A 20,880-nucleotide genomic window follows, 5' to 3' on the forward strand; every position below is an offset into this window, starting at 1 on the left:
CGGCGCCCACGCATACCGGCAATGACGGCGCTCGCGGATCGATGAACCGCAAGCACCAAGGCCGTTTGCGAAAGCAGAATGCGGAGCGTGCCGCCGCTTTACGGGATGCGCTCGAGCGAGTTTGCGCTCTCGCGCTCCGATCTCCTCTCGACTGGCGGTTTGGCCTGCGTGGTCGTGAACGTCCGGCTCCGATTGCGCCAGGCTTTGCCGAAGGCGCAGATCAGTCGGCTGCCTCGGAGTTTCGTCGCTACTTTCGAGGTGAGTTTCGGGCAGCCGGGATGGAGCTTCGGCAGCGATGTCATGCTCGGCAGCCCTCGCGTGCAGTTCGAACCCGCTGGTATCGATGACGACCGCCTCCGGTGCCTTGGTGTCGGAGCGGATCCGGATCGGCGGCAGCGCAGAACGCGAGTCCGTGAGTGGACTCGGCGCAGGAGCAGGCAGCGTCCAACCGGCTGCCAGAAGCAGCAAGAGCAGCGCGCCTCCAACCCAGAGAAAATAGCCCCGCAGGGGTAGCTCCGGTTCGACGAGGCCGCTCGCACTTCGTGACAGCATGGATTGCCTGCTCATGGCAGCTCGATCCTGGACATGGCACGAGACCTTCTCATTGTCAGATGCCCCAGGGTCGCGGATGCCGGCGCGCGAGCTGGGCATCGAGATACCCGCGCTCGTCGATCCATTCGACCGGGCAATAGGCCATGGCTTTCGGATCGATCTCGTGCCCGTCCCGCTTGAGGGCTGTGCGCGTGCCCGTGAGGCCGGTCCACACTGGATGGCCGGTGGCCGGATCCGGGTGCATGACGTCGAAGACTTCGATCACGCCGAGCATGTCAGAATTTCCGCCAGGATTGTCGTGGGGTGCAACCGAGCGTCGTCGAAGGCATCCGGAGCCCGGTCGGCTCGCCACATCGCAGCGGCGCGGGCTCCCGGTCGGCAAGCTCGTGAAGCCAGGCGAGTGCCCCGATGGTCACCGTCAGCAGCAGGCTCATGCCCACGAGCGACAAGGCCACCATGAAGTTGAGAGATGCGAGTGCAATTCCGGGCCAGGGATTTTCCCTTGCGAGCGTCAACAGCAGGCTTGACATCGTTCCACCATTAAATAAACTATACCGTATATTTCGCATACCGCATGGGGCGCGAAAGTGTCAAGTGCAGAGACTCACAAGCGCGTGTTCGCGCTGCTCGGCCGCGGGGCTTCGGGTCCTGCGATGCGCGGTCGAATGACTCAACCGGTGAAAGGGATCGGATATGTTTAGGAAGCGAGCGGTGCTCGTCGGTGCGACGTTAATTTCAGTGGCCAGTGCGGCGTTCGCGCAGGAGGACCGCGGCACGGCCGAGCAGAGGGCCGCCTGCGCGCCTGACGCGTTTCGCCTGTGCATCGGCTACATTCCCGACCCCACCGGTGTGGAAGCCTGTCTCCGGCAAAGAAGGTCGGACCTGAGCGAAGCTTGCGGAGCCGTCTTCGACCAGGCAGCCGCCGCCGCAGCCTCGATCAGAACGATGGAAGCGCGTCGGCATCGCGGCGCAAAAGATGAGGAGTGATCGCATGAACACGATCTATTTCCCCGCTTTCGCCGCGTTCGGAGGCTCGGCCTTCGGAGCGATTTCCACGATCGTGACGGGGTGGGCGACCCGCCGTCGGAGGGTACGCGAACGCCATCATGCTCACGCGTTCGTCAAACGTGAAAAGCTGTATCGATGCTTCATCGAGGAGGCGTCCCGGCTCTATGCGGACGCGCTGACCAGCGACAAATCGGAGATTCCGGCACTGGTGAATTTGTATGCGCTGATCGGACGTATGCGGATACTGTCCGACGACGAGGTGGTCCATGCCGCAGAGCGGGCGGGACGGCTGATCATCGAGACCTACCTGGCACCGAACACCTCGTTCGTCGACCTGCCGGGCTTCCTCGAAGAGATGGATCCGCTGCGTGAATTCGGCGAGGCTTGCCGGCGCGAGGTGCAGGCAATTCCGCCGCATTGAGCCCGAAGATGAACAAGACCCAGGCATCCCCGGGCGGATCGCCGTGCCCTCGCGAAAGAATCGTGCAGGCCGCCATTCGACTGTACCGGGCCATCGGCTATCGGAAGACGACCGTTGCGGACATCGCCCGCAGCGCCTCCATGTCCCCGGCAAATATCTATCGGTTCTTTCCTTCCCGCCAGGCGGTAGAGGAGGCCGTGGTGGCAGGACTCCTCGGCGAGATGTGCGCCGATGCGGGAATCGAGGCCCGCAGTAATGTCTCGGGCGAAGAGCGCCTGGAGGCCGCTTTTTGGGCGATCTGCCAGCGGCATGAACATAGGCTGGCGCACGATGCGAGGCTGCACGAGCTGGTGATTGCAGCAGAACAAGCGGATTGGCCGGTCGTGTTGTCCCATGCCGACACGGTCCGCGGCCTGGTCCGGTCGATCATCGCGGCCGGGCAGGCGAGTGGCGAGTTTCGGGCAGGGAGCCCGACGGCGCTGGCCCGCTGCACGTGTGAGGCAATGGGTGCATACCTCGATCCGTCGCGCATGAGAACGATGGCCGGCAGGGCGGCCTTCGACGAGATGATGAGCTTCTGCTCGGGCGCGCTCCGCAGCGCCACGCCGGCGCAGGTCGCCAGCCAGCCGCTGCACTACCGCGCGACGTGCCGCGCCTAGCGGCTGGCGAAGGTGCGGTTCAAGGCGTCCAATCCGCCTCGCACGCCGAGAGGAAGAACCGGACGCGTTCCCGCACGAAAGACGGCAACTCCCGTCGCAAGTCTTTCGGCGTTTCTCCCACCAGTGAACGGAAAAGCATCGGGAGCAGGATCAGATCCAGGAAGATCTGAGCGGTGGCGATGCTGCGCTTGCCCGTGAAGGGACCTTTCGGTGCGCGTGCGACCTTCTGGGTCGTCTCGTTCAGCAGTTGAGAAATGGCGCCGACGGAACGATCCCGCGCGGCGTCGTGGACGTTGCGGCTCAACTCCGGGAAACGCTGCGCTTCCGCGATGGTGGCGCGAACCATCCCCAGAGATTCTTCGATTACCTTCTCCACGATCGCGGTGCCCAGGCTCATGAGCTTGTCCTGCAGGGTGCGGCCCTCCGGCTCGAAGCCTTCGAAATCGGACAGGCCGCTGATGGTCCGGGCCACCACCGCCGCGAACAGCGCCTCCTTGCCCTGGAAATGCGCGTAGATCGTCGGCTTGCTCGCAGGGGCCAGTTCGGAAATGTCGTCGATGCTGGCGCTGCGGTAGCCCTTGTCGAGAAAAAGCTGCTGGGCCGCATCGAGGATCCGGGCCTGGACGTCGCCGGCGAATTCCTTCGCCGGCCGGCCCCGTTTCGGGGTGGTCTTCTTCGTCATCGACGGTCTCCCAATCACGAGTCTGTGCGTACGCAGAAGCCACTTGACATAGGCGGCACTGAAAGGCAAGAAAAAGAAAATATACGGTATAGTTTGATTAACGCTTTGCAGCGCCTTCGGGTGATCGGGGCCGCAAGAGCCTTCGCGCTGAGGCCGATCATCCGATCCCACTTCAGGAGAACGCAGTGCCGGTTTTGAGCCAAGATTCGCATCGTCTGCCGGAAGGCGTCCTGTTGCGGGAGTCGCATCACAGGGTCGCGGACGGCGTCGCCTCGGCGCTCGATCTGGTCTCGGCTGCGATCGTCCGGGCCGAAGGGGCCGAAGCGAAGGCCGCCTTGAACGATGTGGCCTCCCTGCTGCACGGACATGCCGAAGTGCATCTGATGCTCGCGCGGCCTCAGGGCGAAGCCCTCGTCGATGCCGCAGCGCACGTCCGTACGTTGGGCTGCGCGATGCGCCGGTCCCGACTGGACGGCATGAACATCCAGCTGATCTTCGACACCGAGTGCGTCCCCCTTCAGTCGGAGCGGTGCTGGCGGCTGGGTCTGATCGTCCATGACCTGATCGCGACGGCCGCCAAACACGCCTGTTTCGATGCGCGTGCCGGTGAGATCAAGGTCAAGCTGACCCGTCGCGGCGCACTGGTGAACTGCGTCGTGCTGGACAACGGCTCGCGTTCGGCGCGGTCGGATGCCGGACGGCGGGTTCGGACCGACAACGACCTGGCGAGGAGCCTGGGCGGTCGGATCGAGCAGGGTTTCGGCAGCGAGTTCACGTCGGTCGTTCTCTCGTTTCCGCTGACCGAGCGAGAGCGGCAGACGAATTGGGGGATGGCGACGCGGGCATGAGGTTGACGCGGTCCGTCAAGGCCAAGTCGGCCGACACCGCGGCTCTTCCTCCGCCTGCTGCCGTCTCGCACCAGGCCAATCATCCCGTTGCAGCCAAGCCGGATCCGAAACCGTCCGATGCCTTGGGTCAGCTGTTCTCATCCCCCAACCGCATGGTCGCGCTATGAAACCTCCCTGTCCCAAATTCGTCCGTGACAAGCGCTTGATGAGGCCCGTCGGCGGACTGACACTCGCGCTCGTCGCCGCCGCGCTCGCAGGCTGCGACGATCACGCGGCCGCTCCCGCTGCCCGCGCCGCCTTCGTGCGCACGGAAATCGTGCAGCCGAAGGATCGGCAAGCCTCGATCACCTTGACCGGTGAGGTCCAGCCTCGCTTCCGCGCCGATCTGTCGTTCCGTGTCAGCGGACGTGTGATCGCGCGCTTCGTCGAAGTGGGGACCCACGTCGAGGCGGGCGAAGTGCTGGCGTTGCTCGATCCCGCCGAGCAGGAGGCCGATGTCGATGCCACGACGGCCGCGGTGCTGGCCGCCGAAGCCCAGCTCCGTGTGGCGAAGACGACTTTCGAGCGCCAGAAGTCGCTGATCGCAAGCGGCTTCACCACGCGCACGGCCTACGACCAGGCGCAGGAAGGATTGCGAACCGCTGAAGGTGCGCTTGAATCGGCGCGAGCGTTGCTGGGGACGTCGAAAGACGCCCTCGGCTACACCGCGCTGCGGGCCGAGGCAGACGGCGTCGTCACCGCCCGCAACCTCGAAACCGGTCAAGTCGTACAGGCGGCGCAGCCGGTCTTTTCGCTGGCGCAAGACGGCGAACGGGACGCGGTCTTCGATGTGTACGAGTCGATGTTTCTTGGAAATGCCGACGGCGGCGACGTTTCGTTGAGGCTGGTGGCCGACTCGGGCGTGACCGCGAACGGCGAGGTTCGAGAGATCTCTCCGGCCGTCGATCCGAGGAGTTCGACCATTCGGGTGAAGGTGGCGATCAAGGCTCCGCCCCCCACGATGACGCTTGGAAGCGCCGTCGCGGGAACGGTGAAAGTGAAGGCTGAGCGGCAGGTCGCCCTGCCATGGAGCGCCTTGATGGCGGCGGGCAACAGACCCGCGGTCTGGATCGTCGATCCGGCGACGCGGATCGCCTCCCTGAAGCCGGTGATCGTCGGTGGGTACGAAGCCGGCGAAGTGTTGATCAAGGCGGGTCTCGAGCCGGGCGAGCGAGTGGTGGTGGACGGTGGCAAGCTCCTGAGCGTCGGCCAGTCCGTGACTTACGAAGGAGATCACTCATGACGAGCCCCGTGACTATGGCGGGCGCGCTGGCATGCGCGCTTGCGCTTGCCGGATGTCAGCAGGAAGCGAAGGCGCCTGAGCCCACGCGTCCCGTCCAATCAATGCTCCTCGAAGCCGATCATTCCGCCGATACCGTCGCAGTGGGCGTCATCGAGCCGCGCTACAAGACCAATCTCGGGTTCCGCGTGCTGGGACGCCTGACGAGCCGTCCCGTCTACGTCGGTGATCTCGTCAATGAGGGACAGACGATCGGCACCATCGACGCGACGGCCCTCGAACTCGCCGTTCGCGCCGCCAAAGGACAGCTTGCCAAGGCCGAGGCGCAGTTCGCCACGGTTCGAGCGACGGAGGAACGGCAGCGGACGCTCATCACCACCGACGCCACCACGAAGCAGACTCTGGACAATGCCGAGCAGGCGCGCGCCGGCGGCGAAGCAACGGTAGCGCGCGAACAGGCAAATCTGACCAAGGCGATGGAGCAGCTCGGATATTCGCAGATCAAGGCCGACTTCGCCGGCGTGGTCACAGCGATCGGCGCAGAAGTCGGCCAGGTGGTGTCCCCTGGTCAAACGGTGGTGACGATCGCGAGGCCGGACGTTCGCGAAGCCGTCGTCGATATCGGCGAGGACTTTCCGCTGCCGCTGGAGATCGGGCTGCCGTTCACGGTCTCCCTACAGCTTCTACCGGCTGTTCAGGTGCAGGGGACCGTCCGGGAGATTGCGCCCCAAGCCGATGCGGTCACCCGATTGCGGCGCGTCCGGATTGCCCTCGACAGTCCCCCCGACAGCTTTCGGCTTGGCGCGACCGTGACCGCCAGACTCGACAGGGCTCAACCCCGGGCCCTGCACGTTCCTGCCTCGGCGCTGCTCGCCAAAGAGGGCGCAAATTTCGTCTGGGTCGTCGACCAGACCGCCAACACCGCCTCGCTGCAAAAGGTCGATGTCGTTGCCGATCCCGCGGGTCTCCGCGTCATCGGCGGTCTTGCCTCCGGCGCCCGCGTTGTCACCGCCGGAATCCACAGCCTCAAGCAAGGACAGCAAGTCCGCATCGAACAGGATCAGAAGCCATGAAGTCGTTCAACCTCTCCGACTGGGCGCTCAGTCATCGTTCGCTCGTCTGGTATTTCATGATCGCCTTCATGGCGGCGGGATTGTTTGCCTACCTTCAGCTGGGCCGGCAGGAAGATCCCGACTTCACCATCAAAACCATGGTGATCCAGGCGCAGTGGCCGGGCGCCTCGCCCGCGAAAATGACCCGGCAGGTCACCGACAGGATCGAGAAGAAGCTCGAGGAGCTGGAATCGCTCGACTACACCAAGAGCGTCACCGTCGCCGGCCAGACCACCGTCTTCGTCTATCTGCGTGACACCACCAAGGCCGCCGACGTGAAGCCGACCTGGATCCGGGTCCGCAACATGATCGCGGACATCAAGGGCGAGTTTCCGCAAGGGGTGATCGGGCCGGGCTTCAACGACCGCTTCGGCGACGTGTTCGGCAACATCTATGCGTTCACCAGCGACGGCTTGAGCCAGCGTCAGCTGCGCGATCACGTCGAAGACATCCGCGCCAAGGTGCTGACTGTGCCGGACGTCGGCAAGGTCGACATTCTCGGTGCGCAGGACGAGGTGATCTATCTCGAATTCTCGACCCGGAAGATTGCGGCCCTTGGCCTCGACGTCCACGCCATCATGGCCTCGCTGCAGGGACAGAATGCAGTCGCGCCCTCCGGTGTGTTCCAGGAAGGGCCGGAGCGGATCAGCGTCCGGGTGAACGGCCAGTTCACCTCGGAGGCAAGCCTGAAGGCGGTCAACCTCCGCATCAACGACCGCTTCTTTCCCTTGACCGACGTCGCAACCATCACGCGAGGCTACGCCGATCCGCCCAGCACCCTGTTCAGGTACAGCGGCGAGCCCGCGATCGCGCTGGCCATCGGCATGAAGTCCGGCGCCAACCTGCTTCACTTCGGCGAGGGGCTGAAGGAGGAAATGACCAAGATCATCGCCGACCTGCCGATCGGCGTCGGCGTTCACCAGGTCGCCGATCAGCCCGTCATCGTCGAGCATGCCGTCTCCGGCTTCACGGAAGCGCTGTTCGAGGCCGTGATCATCGTGCTCGGCATCAGCTTTCTCAGCCTGGGCTTGCGCGCAGGCCTGGTGGTCGCCGTCGCGATCCCGCTGGTGCTCGCCATCACCTTCGTCGTGATGGCCTATGCCGGGATCTCGCTTCAGCGAATTTCGCTTGGCGCGCTGATCATCGCTCTGGGCCTGCTGGTCGACGACGCCATGATAGCCGTCGAAATGATGGTGGCGCGGCTAGAGATCGGCGAACCCCTGGAGAAGGCGGCGACCCACGTCTATACGTCGACTGCGTTTCCGATGCTCACGGGCACGCTGGTCACGGTGGCCGGGTTCATCCCGATCGGGCTCAACAGCAGCAATGCCGGTGAGTTCACCTTCACGCTTTTCGTGGTGATCGCCGTCTCCCTGATCGTGTCCTGGATCGTCGCGGTGCTGTTCACGCCGCTGCTCGGCGTCACGATCCTGCCCGCCAAAATGAAGGGCCATCATGGAGAGAAGGGCCGCGTGGCGCAGGTGTTTGCGCGTCTGCTTCTATTCTGCATGCATCATCGCTGGACGACCATCTCGGTGACGGCCGCAGCCTTCCTCGTCGCCTTGTTCGGTCTTCAATTCGTGCAGCAGCAGTTCTTTCCGTCCTCGGACCGCGCCGAGCTCGTGATCGACTGGAACTTGCCGCAGAACGCCTCCATCGCCGACACCAACGTCCAGATGGCGCGGTTCGAGCGCGAACAGCTTCAGGACAACCATTCGGTCGATCACTGGTCGACCTATGTCGGAACCGGCTCGCCGCGTTTCGTCCTGTCTTTCGACGTGCAGACGGCGAACACCTGGTTCGGCCAGATGGTGGTCGTGACCAAGGGCGGCATCAAGGCGCGCGACCAGGTCAAGGCGCAATTCGAGGCCTACCTGAAGAAGACGTTCCCCGGCACCGACACCTACGTCAAGCTGCTCGAGGTCGGTCCTCCGGTGGGGCGTCCCGTGCAGTACCGGTTGAGCGGTCCTGACATCGGCAAGCTGCGGGATCTTTCGCAGAAGCTTGCCGGGATCGTCCGGAGCAGCCCCGATTTGGGCAACGTCGTGTTCGACTGGATGGAGCCGGCGCGGGTCGTCAAGGTCGACGTTCTCCAGGACAAGGCGCGCCAACTCGGCGTGACCTCCGAGGACATCGCCACCACCCTGAATTCGGTGCTCGAAGGCACGCCGATCACCCAGGTGCGCGACAGCATCTACCTGGTCAATGTCACCGGACGGGCGACCGCGGCGGAACGAGCGTCCATCGACACTCTGCGCGATCTGCAGTTGACGGGCGTCGGTGGTCAGTCCGTGCCCCTCGGGGCCGTGGCCAACCTGCGTTACGAGCTCGAGCAGCCGACGATCTGGCGGCGCGCGCGGATCCCGACCATCACGTTGAAGGCGGGCATCGTCGGCAGCGCGCAGCCCAAGACCGTGGTCGATCAGCTCGCGCCGAAGGTGGCGGAGTTCACGAAGGAGCTGCCGGCGGGGTACTCGGTGAATATCGGCGGCTCGGTGGAGGAGAGCGCCAAGAGCCAGGCGCCGATCGTGGCCATCGTTCCGCTCATGCTGTTCGTCATGGCGACGGTGCTGATGATTCAGCTGCAGAGCTTCCATCGCCTGTTCCTGGTGTTCGCGGTCGCCCCGCTCGCCGTGATCGGCGTCGTCATGGCTCTGTTGCCGAGCGGAGCGCCCCTCGGCTTCGTCGCTATCCTAGGCGTGCTGGCCCTGATCGGCATCCTGGTCCGAAACTCCGTGATCTTGATCGTCCAGATCGAGGACCTCAGGAAGGAGGGACGCCCGGCCTGGAACGCCGTGGTGGAGGCGACCGAGCATCGCATGCGGCCGATTCTGCTGACGGCCGCCGCCGCAAGTCTCGCCCTCATTCCGATCGCGCGCGAGATCTTCTGGGGCCCGATGGCCTACGCGATGATGGGCGGCATCATCGTCGGCACGCTGCTGACGCTGTTGTTCCTGCCGGCGCTGTATGTGGCCTGGTTCCGCATTCAGCCCGATCTCGACCATGAAACATCCGCGGAGGAGCCCGCCGCGCCTGCGCACGACACCCGGCGTCCGGAGGCGCCGACGCCGGCATCCGTTCCCGCGTCCAAGCCGACGCCGGTCCTCGAAACACAGTCCTGAGAGAGAGAACGCCATGAAACGAATGACACTGATGCTGTCGCTCACCGCGACGCTCGCAACATTGACGCTGTCGACGCACGCCGCGTTCGCGCAGTTCCCTCCGCCGCCGCCCATCGCGGGGCCTCCGCCGATTGCGGCCGGCGGACCGTCTCCGCTGGCAGCCGGAGGACCCCCGGCATTCGCGGGCCGTCCTCCGATCGTGCCAGGCAGCGCACCACGCGCCGCGCTGGGCGGTGCGGCGCCTCGTTTTGGTGCCGGACCCGCCTCGCGGGGCGCCGTCGCAGCGACGGGTCGCAGCCCGGCGCTGACAAGTGCGGTTCGCGGCACATCCATCACCTACAACCGTTTCGGCGGCTATGGCCGCTATGGCGGACCCCGATACGGTCGCAGCGCGGCGTATGGCGCCGGCGCTTACGCCGGCTATGCCTATGGCGGCTCGAGCTCGTACTATTCCGATAACGACTGCTATTACGTCTACAGCCGCCACAGCCGCACTCTCGTCTGCAACTAGCTGAAATGAGGAACGGCTCTGGCGCGTTCTTCGCGTCGCAACTTTCGACGTGATTTGTGCTTCCGAGCACCTCTCTTTACCGTGCACGGTTAACCGCGAGGGCCATTGGCGGTCCGGATCGATGCACTCAGGGGCGCTGGACAAGCCTCCCAAGTTCGGTACTTTGCGCGCCAACAATGAGACAAGAGCAAGAAATGTTGAACCTCCTGCGAGAGGGGGCCGAAGGGACTTTCGGCGTTATCGAACGTGAGTTGCGATGCGGGTTCTGGAGCTGGAATCTGCGTAGTACCGAGATGCGGTGGTCCCGCGGGTACTATGATCTTCTGGGCGTGGAGCCAGGGAAGCTCTCTCCGTCTTTCGCAGCGATACTTCAGGTGACGCATCCGGAAGATCGAGCTCAGCAGGCCGAAGTTGAGCGCATCATCAAGAAGGCCTCCACGATCAGACGCAAGTTTCGCGTCATCCGCCCGGGCGGCAATATCGTCTGGATCTATTGCCAGATCATCATTTTTGTCGACTCAGAAGGCCGCTCCGAAAAGGCACTTGGAGTATGCACGGACATCACTGTCAGAGAGGATCAGCTGAACACGCTTCGGGTCGCAGACGAACGCTATCAGGCCCTCGTCAAGGCGACCGGGGCCGTGGTGTGGAGCGCCAAGTCCGATGGCCGGATTTATCAGGTCATCAATTGCGATCAGAGTGGGGGCCTCAACGCGGTTTCGCTGGAGTCCGGGTGGCTCGAAATCGTTCATCCTGATGACAGGCAAAGGGTCATAAGGGCTCAAGAGGAAGCTGGCAGGGAAAAGCGCAGCTATGAGGTGGTGCATCGGATTCGTCGGGCCGACGGCGGCTTCAAATGGAAGCGGTCAACAGGTCTCCCTCTCCTGGATGATGGCGGCCAGATCAAGGAATGGCTTGGGATCAGTGTTGATCTGGAGCGGGCGCGAGCGAAAGACGGAAGTCAATGCATCACCGGCGCGCAAATCAGAGCAGCACGAGGACTGGTTCGATGGTCTGTGATGGACCTGGCGCACGCTGCGGGAATTACGCGAGCGACTATACGGCGCCTCGAGGAGACGGACGCGACTTTGCCGCAAATCGACCCGGCACTCGCGTCAATCGAAGCCGCTCTTTCGGAAGCCGGAGTCGAATTCATCTTTCCCGAGGCTGGTAAACCTGGCGTTCGGCCCCGCTAAATTGGTTGCTCGACGCTTGTGTCTCGGCAATTTCGGCCGGGTATCGTTCGATCCGAACCACATGTGAGCCAATCTGGCTGTCGATCACCAAAGTTGCTCAACGCGCGCGGCCAGATGGCGCAGTCTGCCCAAGGTATGCGGCCAAGTTTGCCTAACGGAAGGTTAGCTGGCTCGCACTATTGTTCTGCAATCGCTTCAAGTTGATCTCAATTTTCGCGGTCGAACCGCTGGCGAGCAACTGTTCGCACGCTCTGACTGAATTTCTGCAACTCAGATCATTTCAAGGAGCCCATACGATGTCCTCAGCCGCTGCATTAGCTCCCACCAACTCAGAGCAGGATCGGGAAGCAAGGATGCGCTTTATGGGCATCACTGGCCGAACGGGCGAGCTGCTTCGTGAATTCTGGAAGATTGCCGAGCCGGCGCTGCCGGATATCCTTGAAGGCTTCTATCACCATGTCGGCAGTGAGAGCGAACTCGCCGTATTGATCGGGAACAACATTCCTCGATTGAAGAAAGCCCAGGGGACGCACTGGGCGCGACTGTTCAATGGTCGTTTCGACCACGAGTATATGCAAGGCGTTCGCACGATCGGCATGGTCCATAACAAGATTGGCCTTGAGCCGCGCTGGTATATCGGGGCCTACAACTTTGTTCTGAGCAAGCTTGTTGCGCTGGCCGTTCGGCGCTATCGCTGGCAAACGGGCCATCTTTCGGAACTGCTTGCCGCCGTGAATTGTGCGGTCATGCTCGACATGGAAATCGCCATTTCCGTCTACCAGGAAGCCATGCTCGCCGAGCGCCAGAAGAGGCAGGAGAAGGTCTCGACCGCGATCCAGAGCTTCGATGGAAGAATAAGGACGGTGCTGGATACGGTCGGCGGATCGGCGAGGAATTTACAGAGCGCCGCAAACGCGCTTGCTTCGGTCGCCTCGCAGTCGACTCAGCAGTCGACCGCAGTCGCGGCCGCATCCGAAGAGGCGTCCGCAAATGTACAGGCGGTGGCGGCTTCCACAGAGCAGCTCACTTCCTCGATCAAGGAGATCAGTCGGCAAGTCTCTGAGTCGACGCGGATCGCGCAAGCTGCCGTGGAGCAGGCTGCTCGCTCTGGTACGACCATTCAGGGGCTCGCCAAAGCGGCCCAGCGGATCGGCGATGTCGTCGAACTGATCAGTTCGATTGCCGGACAAACCAATCTGCTCGCCCTCAATGCGACGATCGAGGCTGCACGGGCCGGCGAAGCCGGCCGTGGCTTCGCAGTCGTTGCTTCTGAGGTCAAAGCGCTTGCGGAGCAGACTGCGAAGGCTACGGGAGAAATTGGCGCACAGATCCAGGCGATCCAGGGCGCAACCAAGGAGTCGGTCGGGGCGATTCAGGACATCGGAGGGACGATCGCCTCAGTGAGCGAAATCGCAACAATAATCGCGGCGGCCGTCGAGGAACAAGGGGTTGCGACGGCCGAGATAGCGCGAAACATCCAAGATGCCGCCCGCGGCACGCAGGACGTGTCCAGCAACATCTCGGGCGTGAGTCAGGCGGCGACCGACACGAAGATGACGGCCGGCGGACTGCTGCAGGCGTCCGATGAACTGTCGGGTCAGGCGGAGGCAGTTCGCTCCGAAGTGGAACAATTTCTCGCGGCCATCCGCGCGGCTTAGCGTTCCGGCCGGCAATCGATGTAAGCGGGAATTGTGAACTACTGTCTTGGTGCGAAGCACGTGTAGGTACAAGTAGCATGAAGAGTTCATCTCCAGACCAGCGCTCCAACAATACCACCTCTGCGTATCCAACAAGCCCGGAAGAACCGATCCAAAATTATACCGCAGAAATGGATTGGCAGGCCCTGCTGCGCACCGCCATCGAAAGCAGCTCTCATGGCCTCTGCATCTTCGACAATCAGCTTCGACTGGTGATTGCCAACGAGCATCACCGGAACATGTATGGCTTAGCTGAAAGCCAGGCCCGACCTGGACTATCGGTCTACGAGATCTTGAAGAATAGGCTTGCCCGGATCAGTGGCGAGGTGACGGGGGCCGATCACTTGGCCCAGTGTATTGCCGCGATCAAGGACCGCCTGCCCTTCAACACTAGCTACCAGCTTCGCGGCGGCACCTTAATCGCCGTTGAGATGCACCCGATGCCCGATGGCGGCCTGGTCGAAAGGCACAGGGACATCACCGAACTCCGAATTGCCGAAATGCGTGCCGAGCAGGCGCGACAGGAATTGCTTGAAAAGCAATATGCACTTGACCAGGCCGTCATCGTCGCAATTACAGATCTGCGCGGCACCATCACTTATGCAAACGACAGGTTTTGCCAAATCAGCGGCTACTCGCGGACGGAATTGCTCGGAAGCAACCACCGCATGCTGAAATCTGGACTGCACTCGCGGCAGGTTTTTCGCGAGATGTACCGGGGCATCGCGCGGGGCGACGTCTGGCGCGGCGAGCTCTGCAACAGGTCGAAGGGTGGCGAGCTCTACTGGGTCGACACGGTCATCACCCCGCAACTCGGCCCGGAAGGGAAGCCGATTGCATACATGGCGATCCGGATCGACGTCACGGCCAGAAAGAAGGCCGAAGCGCAGATATATTATGCTGCGCGGCACGATGCGCTGACCGGTCTGCTCAATCGCGCCGCGCTCATGGAGGAGCTGGCGGAACGCGTCGCCCGATCGCAACAGGAAGAAAAGACGTTGACGGTCTACATGCTCGACCTTGACGGTTTCAAGGTCGTGAACGATACGCTTGGCCACGCCGCAGGCGACGTTCTTTTGAAAGAGGTTAGCGAGCGCCTGGGGCGCCTTGCTTCGCCTGGCGATCTCATCGCCCGCTTGGGTGGAGATGAATTTGCGATTGTGCAAATGGGCGCCTCGGATCAACGTGAGAGAGCCATGATGTTGGGTGTCGATCTGCTCGATGCCATGGCGAAGCCTTTCGCCGTTCAGACGCAAGAGATCTCGGTCGGTGCCAGCATCGGAATTTCGCTTGCGCCCGCCGATGGGCTTACACCCTCCGAGCTGCTGCACAAGGCGGACCTTGCGCTTTACGCGGTCAAGGCCGAGGGCAGAAACGGCTTCCAGTTCTTCGAGGAAAACATGAGCCGACGGGCGATGTCACGTAACCAACTGGTAAATGATCTCCGTGCGGCGCTGAAGCGTGACGAATTCCAGTTGCACTACCAGCCGATACTCGATTCCAAGTCGCTTCGCCTCCGCGGGATGGAGGCGCTTGTGCGATGGCAACATCCAACGGATGGGTTGCTGTTTCCGGACCTGTTCATTGGAATCGCGGAGGAAACAGGACTAATGCAACCACTCGGCCGCTGGATACTTAAGCGCGCCTGCACTGATGCTTTGTCTTGGCCCGACGATGTCAGGGTCGCCGTGAATCTTTCGGCCGCCCAGTTTCGAGGTGCAACCCTCTTCGAGGTCGTGCTCGGCGTGCTGTTGGAGACCGGTCTGCCCCCGCATCGGCTCGAGCTGGAAATTACCGAATCGATGCTCTTGCAGGAGAAACATGAAAATCTTCTCCTGTTCCGCCAGCTCAAGAGCATCGGCATCTCGATCGCGCTGGATGATTTCGGGGTGGGGTATGCCTCGCTGGCCTCGTTCGTCTCGTTTCCGTTCGACAAGGTCAAAATCGACAGATCTTTCACGAAAGACATTCTGACCAAGTCAGCGAACAGGGCGGTCGTTGCCTCGATCATGTCCTTGGCGCACGGCTTGGGCGTGGAAGTGACGGCTGAAGGCGTGGAGACTCCGGAACAGCTTGATTACCTGAGACACGAAGGTGTCCACCAGCTACAGGGCTACTTGCTGGGGAAGCCTTGCGCGCCCGAAAGCCTGGACCTTGGCAATTTCACCCGCCGGTACGCGAGCGGTTGCGCTCGGAACCGCAAAGAGGTTTCCTGACAAAATCATCTTTGCATACCCGCGCAATTGAGCTGCCATCTGCTGCTTGCCATAGGGCCGTGCTTGGCGGCAACTGCAAAAAGGTCATGCAAGCTCCAGCGCGAGGCTCTTGGTCAGGCCAGCGATCCGTGCTTGGCCGCGACGTGGGCTGACTTGAACGGCGAGGCGACGCGCGAATCGCCGAAGCCGTGCTGATATCCGGCCCCAGCCGCGCTTCTTCATGCCGGGCACCGCGGCACGGATGGCATGGAACGCGGCGGACAGGTTGATCGCGCCAGGCGCCGATCGTTGCCGGCGTGATCTCGACCATGAAACATCCGCGGTGGCCGACGGCTCCGTAGCCGGGACACATCAACCGCAGCACGCGGATGTGAACGCGATCGTCTTGACTACTTAATAAACTATACCGTATATTTCATTAAACGATTAGCTGTGCGGGTCCGGTCGGCCGGACGAGCCGCTGGCTTGAACAACCGCAAATCAAGGGCAAGAACCATGAACTTTCAGCCTCGACAAAACCTCGCGATCGCCGACCGGCGTTTGCCGTTCGATTGCGTCGCCCTGCTACTGCAGGGCGGCGGCGCCTTGGGGGCCTACCAGGGAGGCGTCTACGAGGCCTTGGCCGAAGCCGACATCCATCCGGACTGGATCGCCGGCATTTCGATCGGGGCGATCAATGCCGCGATCATCGCCGGCAATCCGCCGAACGCCCGGGTTGACCGGCTCCGCGAGTTTTGGACGCAGGTGACGTCGGACGCGCCGTTCACCCATCTGATGAACGGCGATCACACTCGCAATTTTCTCAATCAGGTGAATGCGGGCTTTGCTGCGATGTTCGGGGCGAACGGATTCTTTTCCGCGCGGCCGTTCGCGCCGTGGCTGCAAGCGGGTGGAACGCTTGCCGCCACCAGCATCTACGACACCCGCGCGCTGAAGACGACGCTGGAGCGTCTGGTCGATTTCGATCGCATCAACGCCGGTCTGACGCGGTTCAGCGCAGGGGCCGTGAACGTGAGGACCGGCAATATGGTCTATTTCGACACTGCCACCCATACCATCCGGCCGGAGCACATCCTGGCGAGTGGAGCGCTGCCGCCGGGGTTTCCAGCGGTCGAAATCGATGGCGAACAGTATTGGGATGGCGGCCTCGTATCCAACACTCCGTTGCAATGGGTGATCGAGTGCGGCGCCCGTCAGGACACGCTTGTGTTTCAGGTCGACCTCTGGAGCGCGCGCGGCCAGATCCCGGGCAACATGGCGGAAGTGATCACTCGTCAGAAGGAGATTCAATACTCCAGTCGCACGCGGGCGAGCACGGACCAGTTCAAGAGCCTGCACCGGTTGCAGCGAGACCTGGCGGCTCTCTTGAGCAGGCTGCCGGAGGACCTGCGCGATCAGGAGGACGTCAAGCTGCTCAGGACCGCTGCCTCTAACAACGTGCATAGCCTGGTCCACCTGATCTATCGCGCGCGGGACTACGAAGGCCACTCCAAGGACTACGAGTTTTCGCGTCTGTCGATGCAGGATCATTGGCGCGCCGGCTATCACGACGCCTTGCGCAGCCTTCGGCATCCCGAGGTGCTGGCCCGCCCGACGAGTGCGGACGGCGTCTCCACGTTCGATCTCGAGCACGACGGTCGCGAATAGGCCGGCCGGCTCTTCCCAGTCACAGGAGAATCCAAATGCGCGAGAGTGAAGTCGTGAGGCGCGCGTTCGCCATGCCGCTGACGAATCCGGCCTATCCGCCGGGACCTTATCGTTTCGTCGACCGCGAATACCTGATCATCACCTATCGGACCGATCCGGCGAAGCTGCGATCGGTCGTCCCGGCTCCGCTCGAACTCGACGAGCACGAAGCGCTGGTCAAGTACGAATTCATCCGCATGCCGGATTCCAACGGTTTCGGCGACTATACCGAGAGCGGCCAGGTCATCCCTGTGTCGTTCCGCGGTCGCAAGGGCGGCTACACCCACTGCATGTTCCTGAACGATGAGGGACCGATCGCGGGCGGCCGGGAGCTCTGGGGCTTTCCGAAAAAGCTCGGCCAACCGACGTTGCGGACCGAACTCGATACGCTCATCGGCACGCTCGATTACGGTCCGCTGCGGGTGGCGACCGGCACGATGGGATACAAGCACCGCGAGGCCGACCTGGCGCAGGTCAAGGCCGCTCTGCAGGAGCCGAACTTCCTGCTCAAGATCATTCCGCACGTCGACGGCAGCCCGCGGATCTGCGAGCTCGTCGAATACCACCTCGAGCAGCTTGTCTTGAAAGGCGCGTGGACCGGACCCGCCGCGCTCTCCTTGATGCCTCACGCCCTCGCTCCGGTGTCCGATTTGCCGGTGCTCGAGATCGTGTCCGCGGTTCACATCCGTGCAGACCTTACGCTGGGATTGGGCAAGGTCGTTCACGACTATCTGCAGCAGCCGGGCCGACGTCCCGTCGGGCGCTACGAGAGAGCCCTGGTCACCTGAGTGAAAGTCTCGACGGGCTGCGTAGGTCCGGAAACACCGCGGCTGCGAGCCGCAACATCCTCACGGATCAAACAAGGAAAGGCCAAATGAGTATTCTGAAAGGTAAAGTCGCAGTCGTGACCGGCTCCACCAGCGGCATCGGTCTCGCGTATGCTCGTGCTTTCGCGGGCGCCGGGGCCAACGTCGTGCTCAATGGAATGGGGGCGCGGGCCGATGTCGAGAACGAGCGCTCTGCGATCGAGAGGGAATTTGGCGTCAAGGCGGTCTATTCGGCTGCGGACATGGACAGCCCGGACCAGATCGCCGAGCTCATCGCGCTGGCGGAAAGCACCTTCGGCAGCGTCGATGTCCTCGTGAACAATGCGGGCGTCCAGCACGTCGCCCCTGTGGAGGATTTTCCGGTCGACAAGTGGAATGCGATCATCGGGATCAACCTGTCGTCCGCCTTCCACGCCATCCGTGCAGCGGTGCCCGGCATGAAGAAGCGCGGCTGGGGCCGGATCATCACCACGGCCTCGGCGCATTCGATCGTCGCTTCGCCCTTCAAGTCGGCCTACGTCGCGGCCAAGCACGGCATCGTGGGACTCACCAAGACGGTGGCGCTGGAGCTCGCCCGGTCCAAGATCACCTGCAACTGCATCAGCCCCGGATACGTCTGGACGCCGCTGGTCGAGAAGCAGATCCCGAACACGATGGTGGCGCGCAACATGATGAGGGATGAGGTGATCAGCGAGGTTCTGCTCGCGGCCCAGCCGACGAAGGAATTCGTCACGGTGGAACAGGTAGCTTCGCTGGCGCTGTTCCTGTGCAGCCAGGACGCCGCCCAGATCACCGGCGCCAACCTTTCCGTCGACGGCGGTTGGACCGCCGCATAGCCCGCAGAAAACGTCAGAGACCGAGAGGCTGATCGCAAAAGAATTTTCGCGAACACCTGCTCTTGATCAAGCGCCGGTGCTCCGACCTACGACCTCTTAGTGCCAACATCAACAACTCATGTGGAGAGAAGATCATGAACAAGCGACTAATCGCGAGTGTCGTCGGCTGTGCGTGCCTTACCATGGCGACGGCCGCCGAGGCCCGAACCTCTTACGATGGATCCTGGGATCTCCTTTTCGTCACGCAGCGCGGCAGCTGTGATCCGACCTACAGCTTTACCGTGAACATAAACGACGGATTCGTCACGCATCCCAATCTGGTGAAGTTTGCCGGGCACGTCGGACGTTCGGGCGCGGTTCACGCCTCGGTTACGGTCCACGACAAATACGCAGCAGGGTCCGGGAGGTTGACGCGAGACGCCGGTCGCGGGAGCTGGAGTGGCCACGCAGCGGGCGGGCGCTGCTCGGGATATTGGACCGCGCAGCGAAACGGGTAGGAAGCAAGGTCCGGGATTTTGCTCCGAAACCGCTCAGACCCTGCATCGGCGCGGCGTTTGCGAACCGGCGCGTCGCGCCAGTGCGCCGGGGATGGATGGCGGAGCGGCGAGGCTAGTTGATCCTGGTCAAAGTGCAGCAGGCGCAGGATGCGTACGCTGATCGCGTCAGTGAAACCGATGGAGACGAGCGATGAGCACGCAAGCGAACTTTCAGTCCTGGGCTAAGGAGCGGCTCGACGAAATGGAAGCCACGCTCACCTTTCTCGATGGCAAAGCGGGGGAGGTGCAGGCGGAGCTTCGAGCCAAGGCCGACGAACTTCGCGCCGACCTTCGGGCCAAGCAAAGTGAGTTCCGAATTACGGTGAAGAAGCACGCCGAGGCGAACGAAGCGGCCTTCGTTGCCGCCAAGGGAAAACTGGAATCGGATTGGAAGGCGTTCGAGGCCGATGTGGCGAAATACGTCGATGGCTTCAGCAAGCGGGTCGAACAGCAGCGGGCCGCTTTCGAGGTTCAGGCCGCAGCCCAACTGAACGCCTGGCGCCAAGCGGCCGACAAGATCGCCAGCGATGGGAAGCAGTTTGCTGCAGAGCGTCGGGCCGATTTAGACGAGGCCGTGAAGCGCATGAAGGCCGAGGCGGCCGAGGCGGAGGGAAAACTCCAGAAGCTAAGCCACGCCGGAGCGCAGTCGTGGTCCGCCCTGATGGTGGCTCTGGCCGAAACGCGGACCAGCTTCGATCGCGCCAACCAGGCCGCCCAGGAGGCGTTCAAACGAGCGGCCTGAGACTGGTACCTTTCGAGGGAGACTGCCGCGAGGCGGCCTCCCTCCTGTTCACTCACTCACCGGCCGGCTCGGATGGTCGGCGCTCTCCGCAACGCGTCGAAGCGGCAGGTCGGCGAGGTCGACTTGACGCTGTGTCAATTGGTCGAACGGTCAGATCCACGGATCTAGCTGCTGCTTGATGACGATTGCTTAGGTCGCCCCTGCATGTTGGCTGACAGAAAGCTGAGGCGCATCGGAGGGTACCTTGCTCAACCAACCATCCAGCCACTTCGCCTTCTTGCGAAAGAGCCCGGCGCGGTCTGGATCTTCAGCAACTATCCGCTTCAGCGACCGAGCGGCGGCCGACTCCGCGAAAGTGACGACTTCATGTGAGAGATCGACGTGAAGCCCGAATTCCCGGACCAGACGCGCGATCTCGCTGTCGTTCAGCTCGCCGAGGTGCATCAGGGGCTCTCTAGAGGTATCGTGGCAAAGCGCCCAGCCTCGACCGAGAGCGCGTCCGCTGATGGTTCAGAAATCTGCATGGAACAGCGACGGCAATCCTGACCCCATCAGATAGATCTGGGTTTGCCGACCGACTGCATCTTCGACGTGAAGAACCGCCCTACCTTGATCGAGAGCCGCCCTGAACGCGATGTCGGCGACATGAACTTCATGGAAGACATGCTTCGTGAGAGCTTTGTTCATGGATGATGCCTCTGAAAGCTGGATTAGACCCCCCTCGGTTTTTTCGCGCTCAAGAATCGGCGAAAAAATCGAGGTGAAATTCGATAGACGCGTCAGGGGGATGTGAGATCGAGTCGTTTTCAAAACGAAATCGAGTCGTTCTTAAAGTGGAAATCGAGTCGTTTTCAAAGTGTCCGCACATTCAAGTGAGCGACCCGAGACATAGGTGACAGTTCGTACCGGACACATGGGTTACACTTTCCGCTTTTGTTCTGCGGGAGGTG

Annotated in this window: 21 protein-coding genes and 1 pseudogene; 16 read left to right on the forward strand and 6 right to left on the reverse strand. The window is 62.5% G+C overall.

All coding sequences use genetic code 11. From position 1 onward, the window contains the following. Window positions 1-607: 607 nt before the first annotated feature. Window positions 608-826 (reverse strand): hypothetical protein, encoded by a 219-nt coding sequence (locus AC0L30_RS27035; protein ID WP_183259300.1) that lies wholly within the window; start codon window positions 824-826, stop codon window positions 608-610. Window position 827: 1 nt separating this feature from the next. Further along, window positions 828-1,082 (reverse strand): hypothetical protein, encoded by a 255-nt coding sequence (locus AC0L30_RS27040; protein WP_183259299.1) that lies wholly within the window; start codon window positions 1,080-1,082, stop codon window positions 828-830. A gap of 181 nt (window positions 1,083-1,263) precedes the next feature. Here AC0L30_RS27040 and AC0L30_RS27045 point away from each other — a divergent pair, with 181 nt between their 5' ends. The 3 genes from AC0L30_RS27045 to AC0L30_RS27055 are packed head-to-tail and all read left to right on the forward strand — an operon-like array spanning window position 1,264 to window position 2,640. Beyond that, a complete protein-coding gene (locus tag AC0L30_RS27045) occupies window positions 1,264-1,539 on the forward strand; it encodes a hypothetical protein (RefSeq protein WP_473405622.1) in 276 nt (91 codons plus the stop codon). Between the two features lie 4 nt (window positions 1,540-1,543). Next, on the forward strand, window positions 1,544-1,981 hold the full coding sequence (locus tag AC0L30_RS27050; RefSeq protein ID WP_245289054.1) for a hypothetical protein: 438 nt from the start codon (window positions 1,544-1,546) through the stop codon (window positions 1,979-1,981). 8 nt (window positions 1,982-1,989) lie between these two features. Continuing rightward, window positions 1,990-2,640, forward strand: coding sequence for a TetR/AcrR family transcriptional regulator (locus tag AC0L30_RS27055; RefSeq protein WP_354129329.1), 651 nt, complete (start codon window positions 1,990-1,992; stop codon window positions 2,638-2,640). A 19-nt stretch (window positions 2,641-2,659) separates the two neighbouring features. Here the strand turns inward: AC0L30_RS27055 and AC0L30_RS27060 are convergent, their stop codons facing one another. Continuing rightward, window positions 2,660-3,322: a TetR/AcrR family transcriptional regulator gene (locus tag AC0L30_RS27060; RefSeq protein WP_162479041.1), complete on the reverse strand. Its 663-nt coding sequence runs from the start codon at window positions 3,320-3,322 to the stop codon at window positions 2,660-2,662. 185 nt (window positions 3,323-3,507) lie between these two features. On the opposite strand from AC0L30_RS27060, the gene AC0L30_RS27065 reads away from it, so the two are divergent. The 9 genes from AC0L30_RS27065 to AC0L30_RS27105 all read left to right on the forward strand — a co-directional run bounded on the left by AC0L30_RS27065 (window position 3,508) and on the right by AC0L30_RS27105 (window position 15,303). Then, on the forward strand, window positions 3,508-4,170 hold the full coding sequence (locus tag AC0L30_RS27065) for a sensor histidine kinase family protein (RefSeq protein WP_473405623.1): 663 nt from the start codon (window positions 3,508-3,510) through the stop codon (window positions 4,168-4,170). Next, entirely contained in the window at window positions 4,167-4,337 is a 171-nt protein-coding gene (locus AC0L30_RS27070) for a hypothetical protein (protein WP_473405624.1), read from the forward strand. Before AC0L30_RS27065 ends, AC0L30_RS27070 begins: the two co-directional genes overlap by 4 nt. Beyond that, window positions 4,334-5,452, forward strand: a complete 1,119-nt coding sequence (locus AC0L30_RS27075; protein WP_473405625.1) for an efflux RND transporter periplasmic adaptor subunit — start codon at window positions 4,334-4,336, stop codon at window positions 5,450-5,452. The genes AC0L30_RS27070 and AC0L30_RS27075 overlap by 4 nt, the downstream gene beginning before the upstream one ends. Then, the gene (locus tag AC0L30_RS27080) at window positions 5,449-6,522 is read left to right on the forward strand and encodes an efflux RND transporter periplasmic adaptor subunit (RefSeq protein WP_354129328.1); all 1,074 of its coding nucleotides are present in this window, start codon (window positions 5,449-5,451) and stop codon (window positions 6,520-6,522) included. The genes AC0L30_RS27075 and AC0L30_RS27080 overlap by 4 nt, the downstream gene beginning before the upstream one ends. Further along, window positions 6,519-9,683, forward strand: coding sequence for an efflux RND transporter permease subunit (locus AC0L30_RS27085; protein WP_473405626.1), 3,165 nt, complete (start codon window positions 6,519-6,521; stop codon window positions 9,681-9,683). The genes AC0L30_RS27080 and AC0L30_RS27085 overlap by 4 nt, the downstream gene beginning before the upstream one ends. Window positions 9,684-9,696: 13 nt before the next feature. Further along, the gene (locus AC0L30_RS27090) at window positions 9,697-10,194 is read left to right on the forward strand and encodes a hypothetical protein (protein WP_473405627.1); all 498 of its coding nucleotides are present in this window, start codon (window positions 9,697-9,699) and stop codon (window positions 10,192-10,194) included. A 194-nt stretch (window positions 10,195-10,388) separates the two neighbouring features. After that, entirely contained in the window at window positions 10,389-11,390 is a 1,002-nt protein-coding gene (locus tag AC0L30_RS27095; RefSeq protein WP_473405628.1) for a PAS domain-containing protein, read from the forward strand. Window positions 11,391-11,686: 296 nt separating this feature from the next. After that, window positions 11,687-13,048 (forward strand): protoglobin domain-containing protein, encoded by a 1,362-nt coding sequence (locus AC0L30_RS27100; protein ID WP_473405629.1) that lies wholly within the window; start codon window positions 11,687-11,689, stop codon window positions 13,046-13,048. Between the two features lie 77 nt (window positions 13,049-13,125). Next, entirely contained in the window at window positions 13,126-15,303 is a 2,178-nt protein-coding gene (locus AC0L30_RS27105) for an EAL domain-containing protein (protein ID WP_473405630.1), read from the forward strand. A gap of 87 nt (window positions 15,304-15,390) precedes the next feature. On the opposite strand, the pseudogene AC0L30_RS27110 reads toward AC0L30_RS27105, so the two are convergent. Continuing rightward, window positions 15,391-15,576 (reverse strand): annotated as a pseudogene (locus AC0L30_RS27110) (SDR family NAD(P)-dependent oxidoreductase); the annotation flags it as partial. A gap of 222 nt (window positions 15,577-15,798) precedes the next feature. Between AC0L30_RS27110 and AC0L30_RS27115 the strand changes: the two are divergent. From AC0L30_RS27115 to AC0L30_RS27130, 4 genes are all read left to right on the forward strand, one after another. Next, a complete protein-coding gene (locus AC0L30_RS27115) occupies window positions 15,799-16,950 on the forward strand; it encodes a DUF3734 domain-containing protein (protein WP_473405631.1) in 1,152 nt (383 codons plus the stop codon). Between the two features lie 35 nt (window positions 16,951-16,985). Beyond that, window positions 16,986-17,777 carry an acetoacetate decarboxylase gene (locus AC0L30_RS27120; RefSeq protein WP_354168814.1) on the forward strand — a complete coding sequence of 264 codons (792 nt, stop codon included), beginning with the start codon at window positions 16,986-16,988 and terminating at the stop codon, window positions 17,775-17,777. An 86-nt stretch (window positions 17,778-17,863) separates the two neighbouring features. Next, window positions 17,864-18,652 carry a 3-hydroxybutyrate dehydrogenase gene (locus tag AC0L30_RS27125; RefSeq protein WP_473405632.1) on the forward strand — a complete coding sequence of 263 codons (789 nt, stop codon included), beginning with the start codon at window positions 17,864-17,866 and terminating at the stop codon, window positions 18,650-18,652. A 687-nt stretch (window positions 18,653-19,339) separates the two neighbouring features. Then, on the forward strand, window positions 19,340-19,930 hold the full coding sequence (locus AC0L30_RS27130; protein WP_473405633.1) for a sll1863 family stress response protein: 591 nt from the start codon (window positions 19,340-19,342) through the stop codon (window positions 19,928-19,930). 189 nt (window positions 19,931-20,119) lie between these two features. On the opposite strand, the gene AC0L30_RS27135 is transcribed toward AC0L30_RS27130, so the two are convergent. Next, window positions 20,120-20,374, reverse strand: coding sequence for a hypothetical protein (locus AC0L30_RS27135; RefSeq protein WP_473405634.1), 255 nt, complete (start codon window positions 20,372-20,374; stop codon window positions 20,120-20,122). Window positions 20,375-20,440: 66 nt separating this feature from the next. Next, window positions 20,441-20,617, reverse strand: coding sequence for a hypothetical protein (locus AC0L30_RS27140; RefSeq protein WP_473405635.1), 177 nt, complete (start codon window positions 20,615-20,617; stop codon window positions 20,441-20,443). Window positions 20,618-20,880 lie beyond the last annotated feature (263 nt).

The organism is Bradyrhizobium sp. MI1.11 (assembly GCF_055811255.1).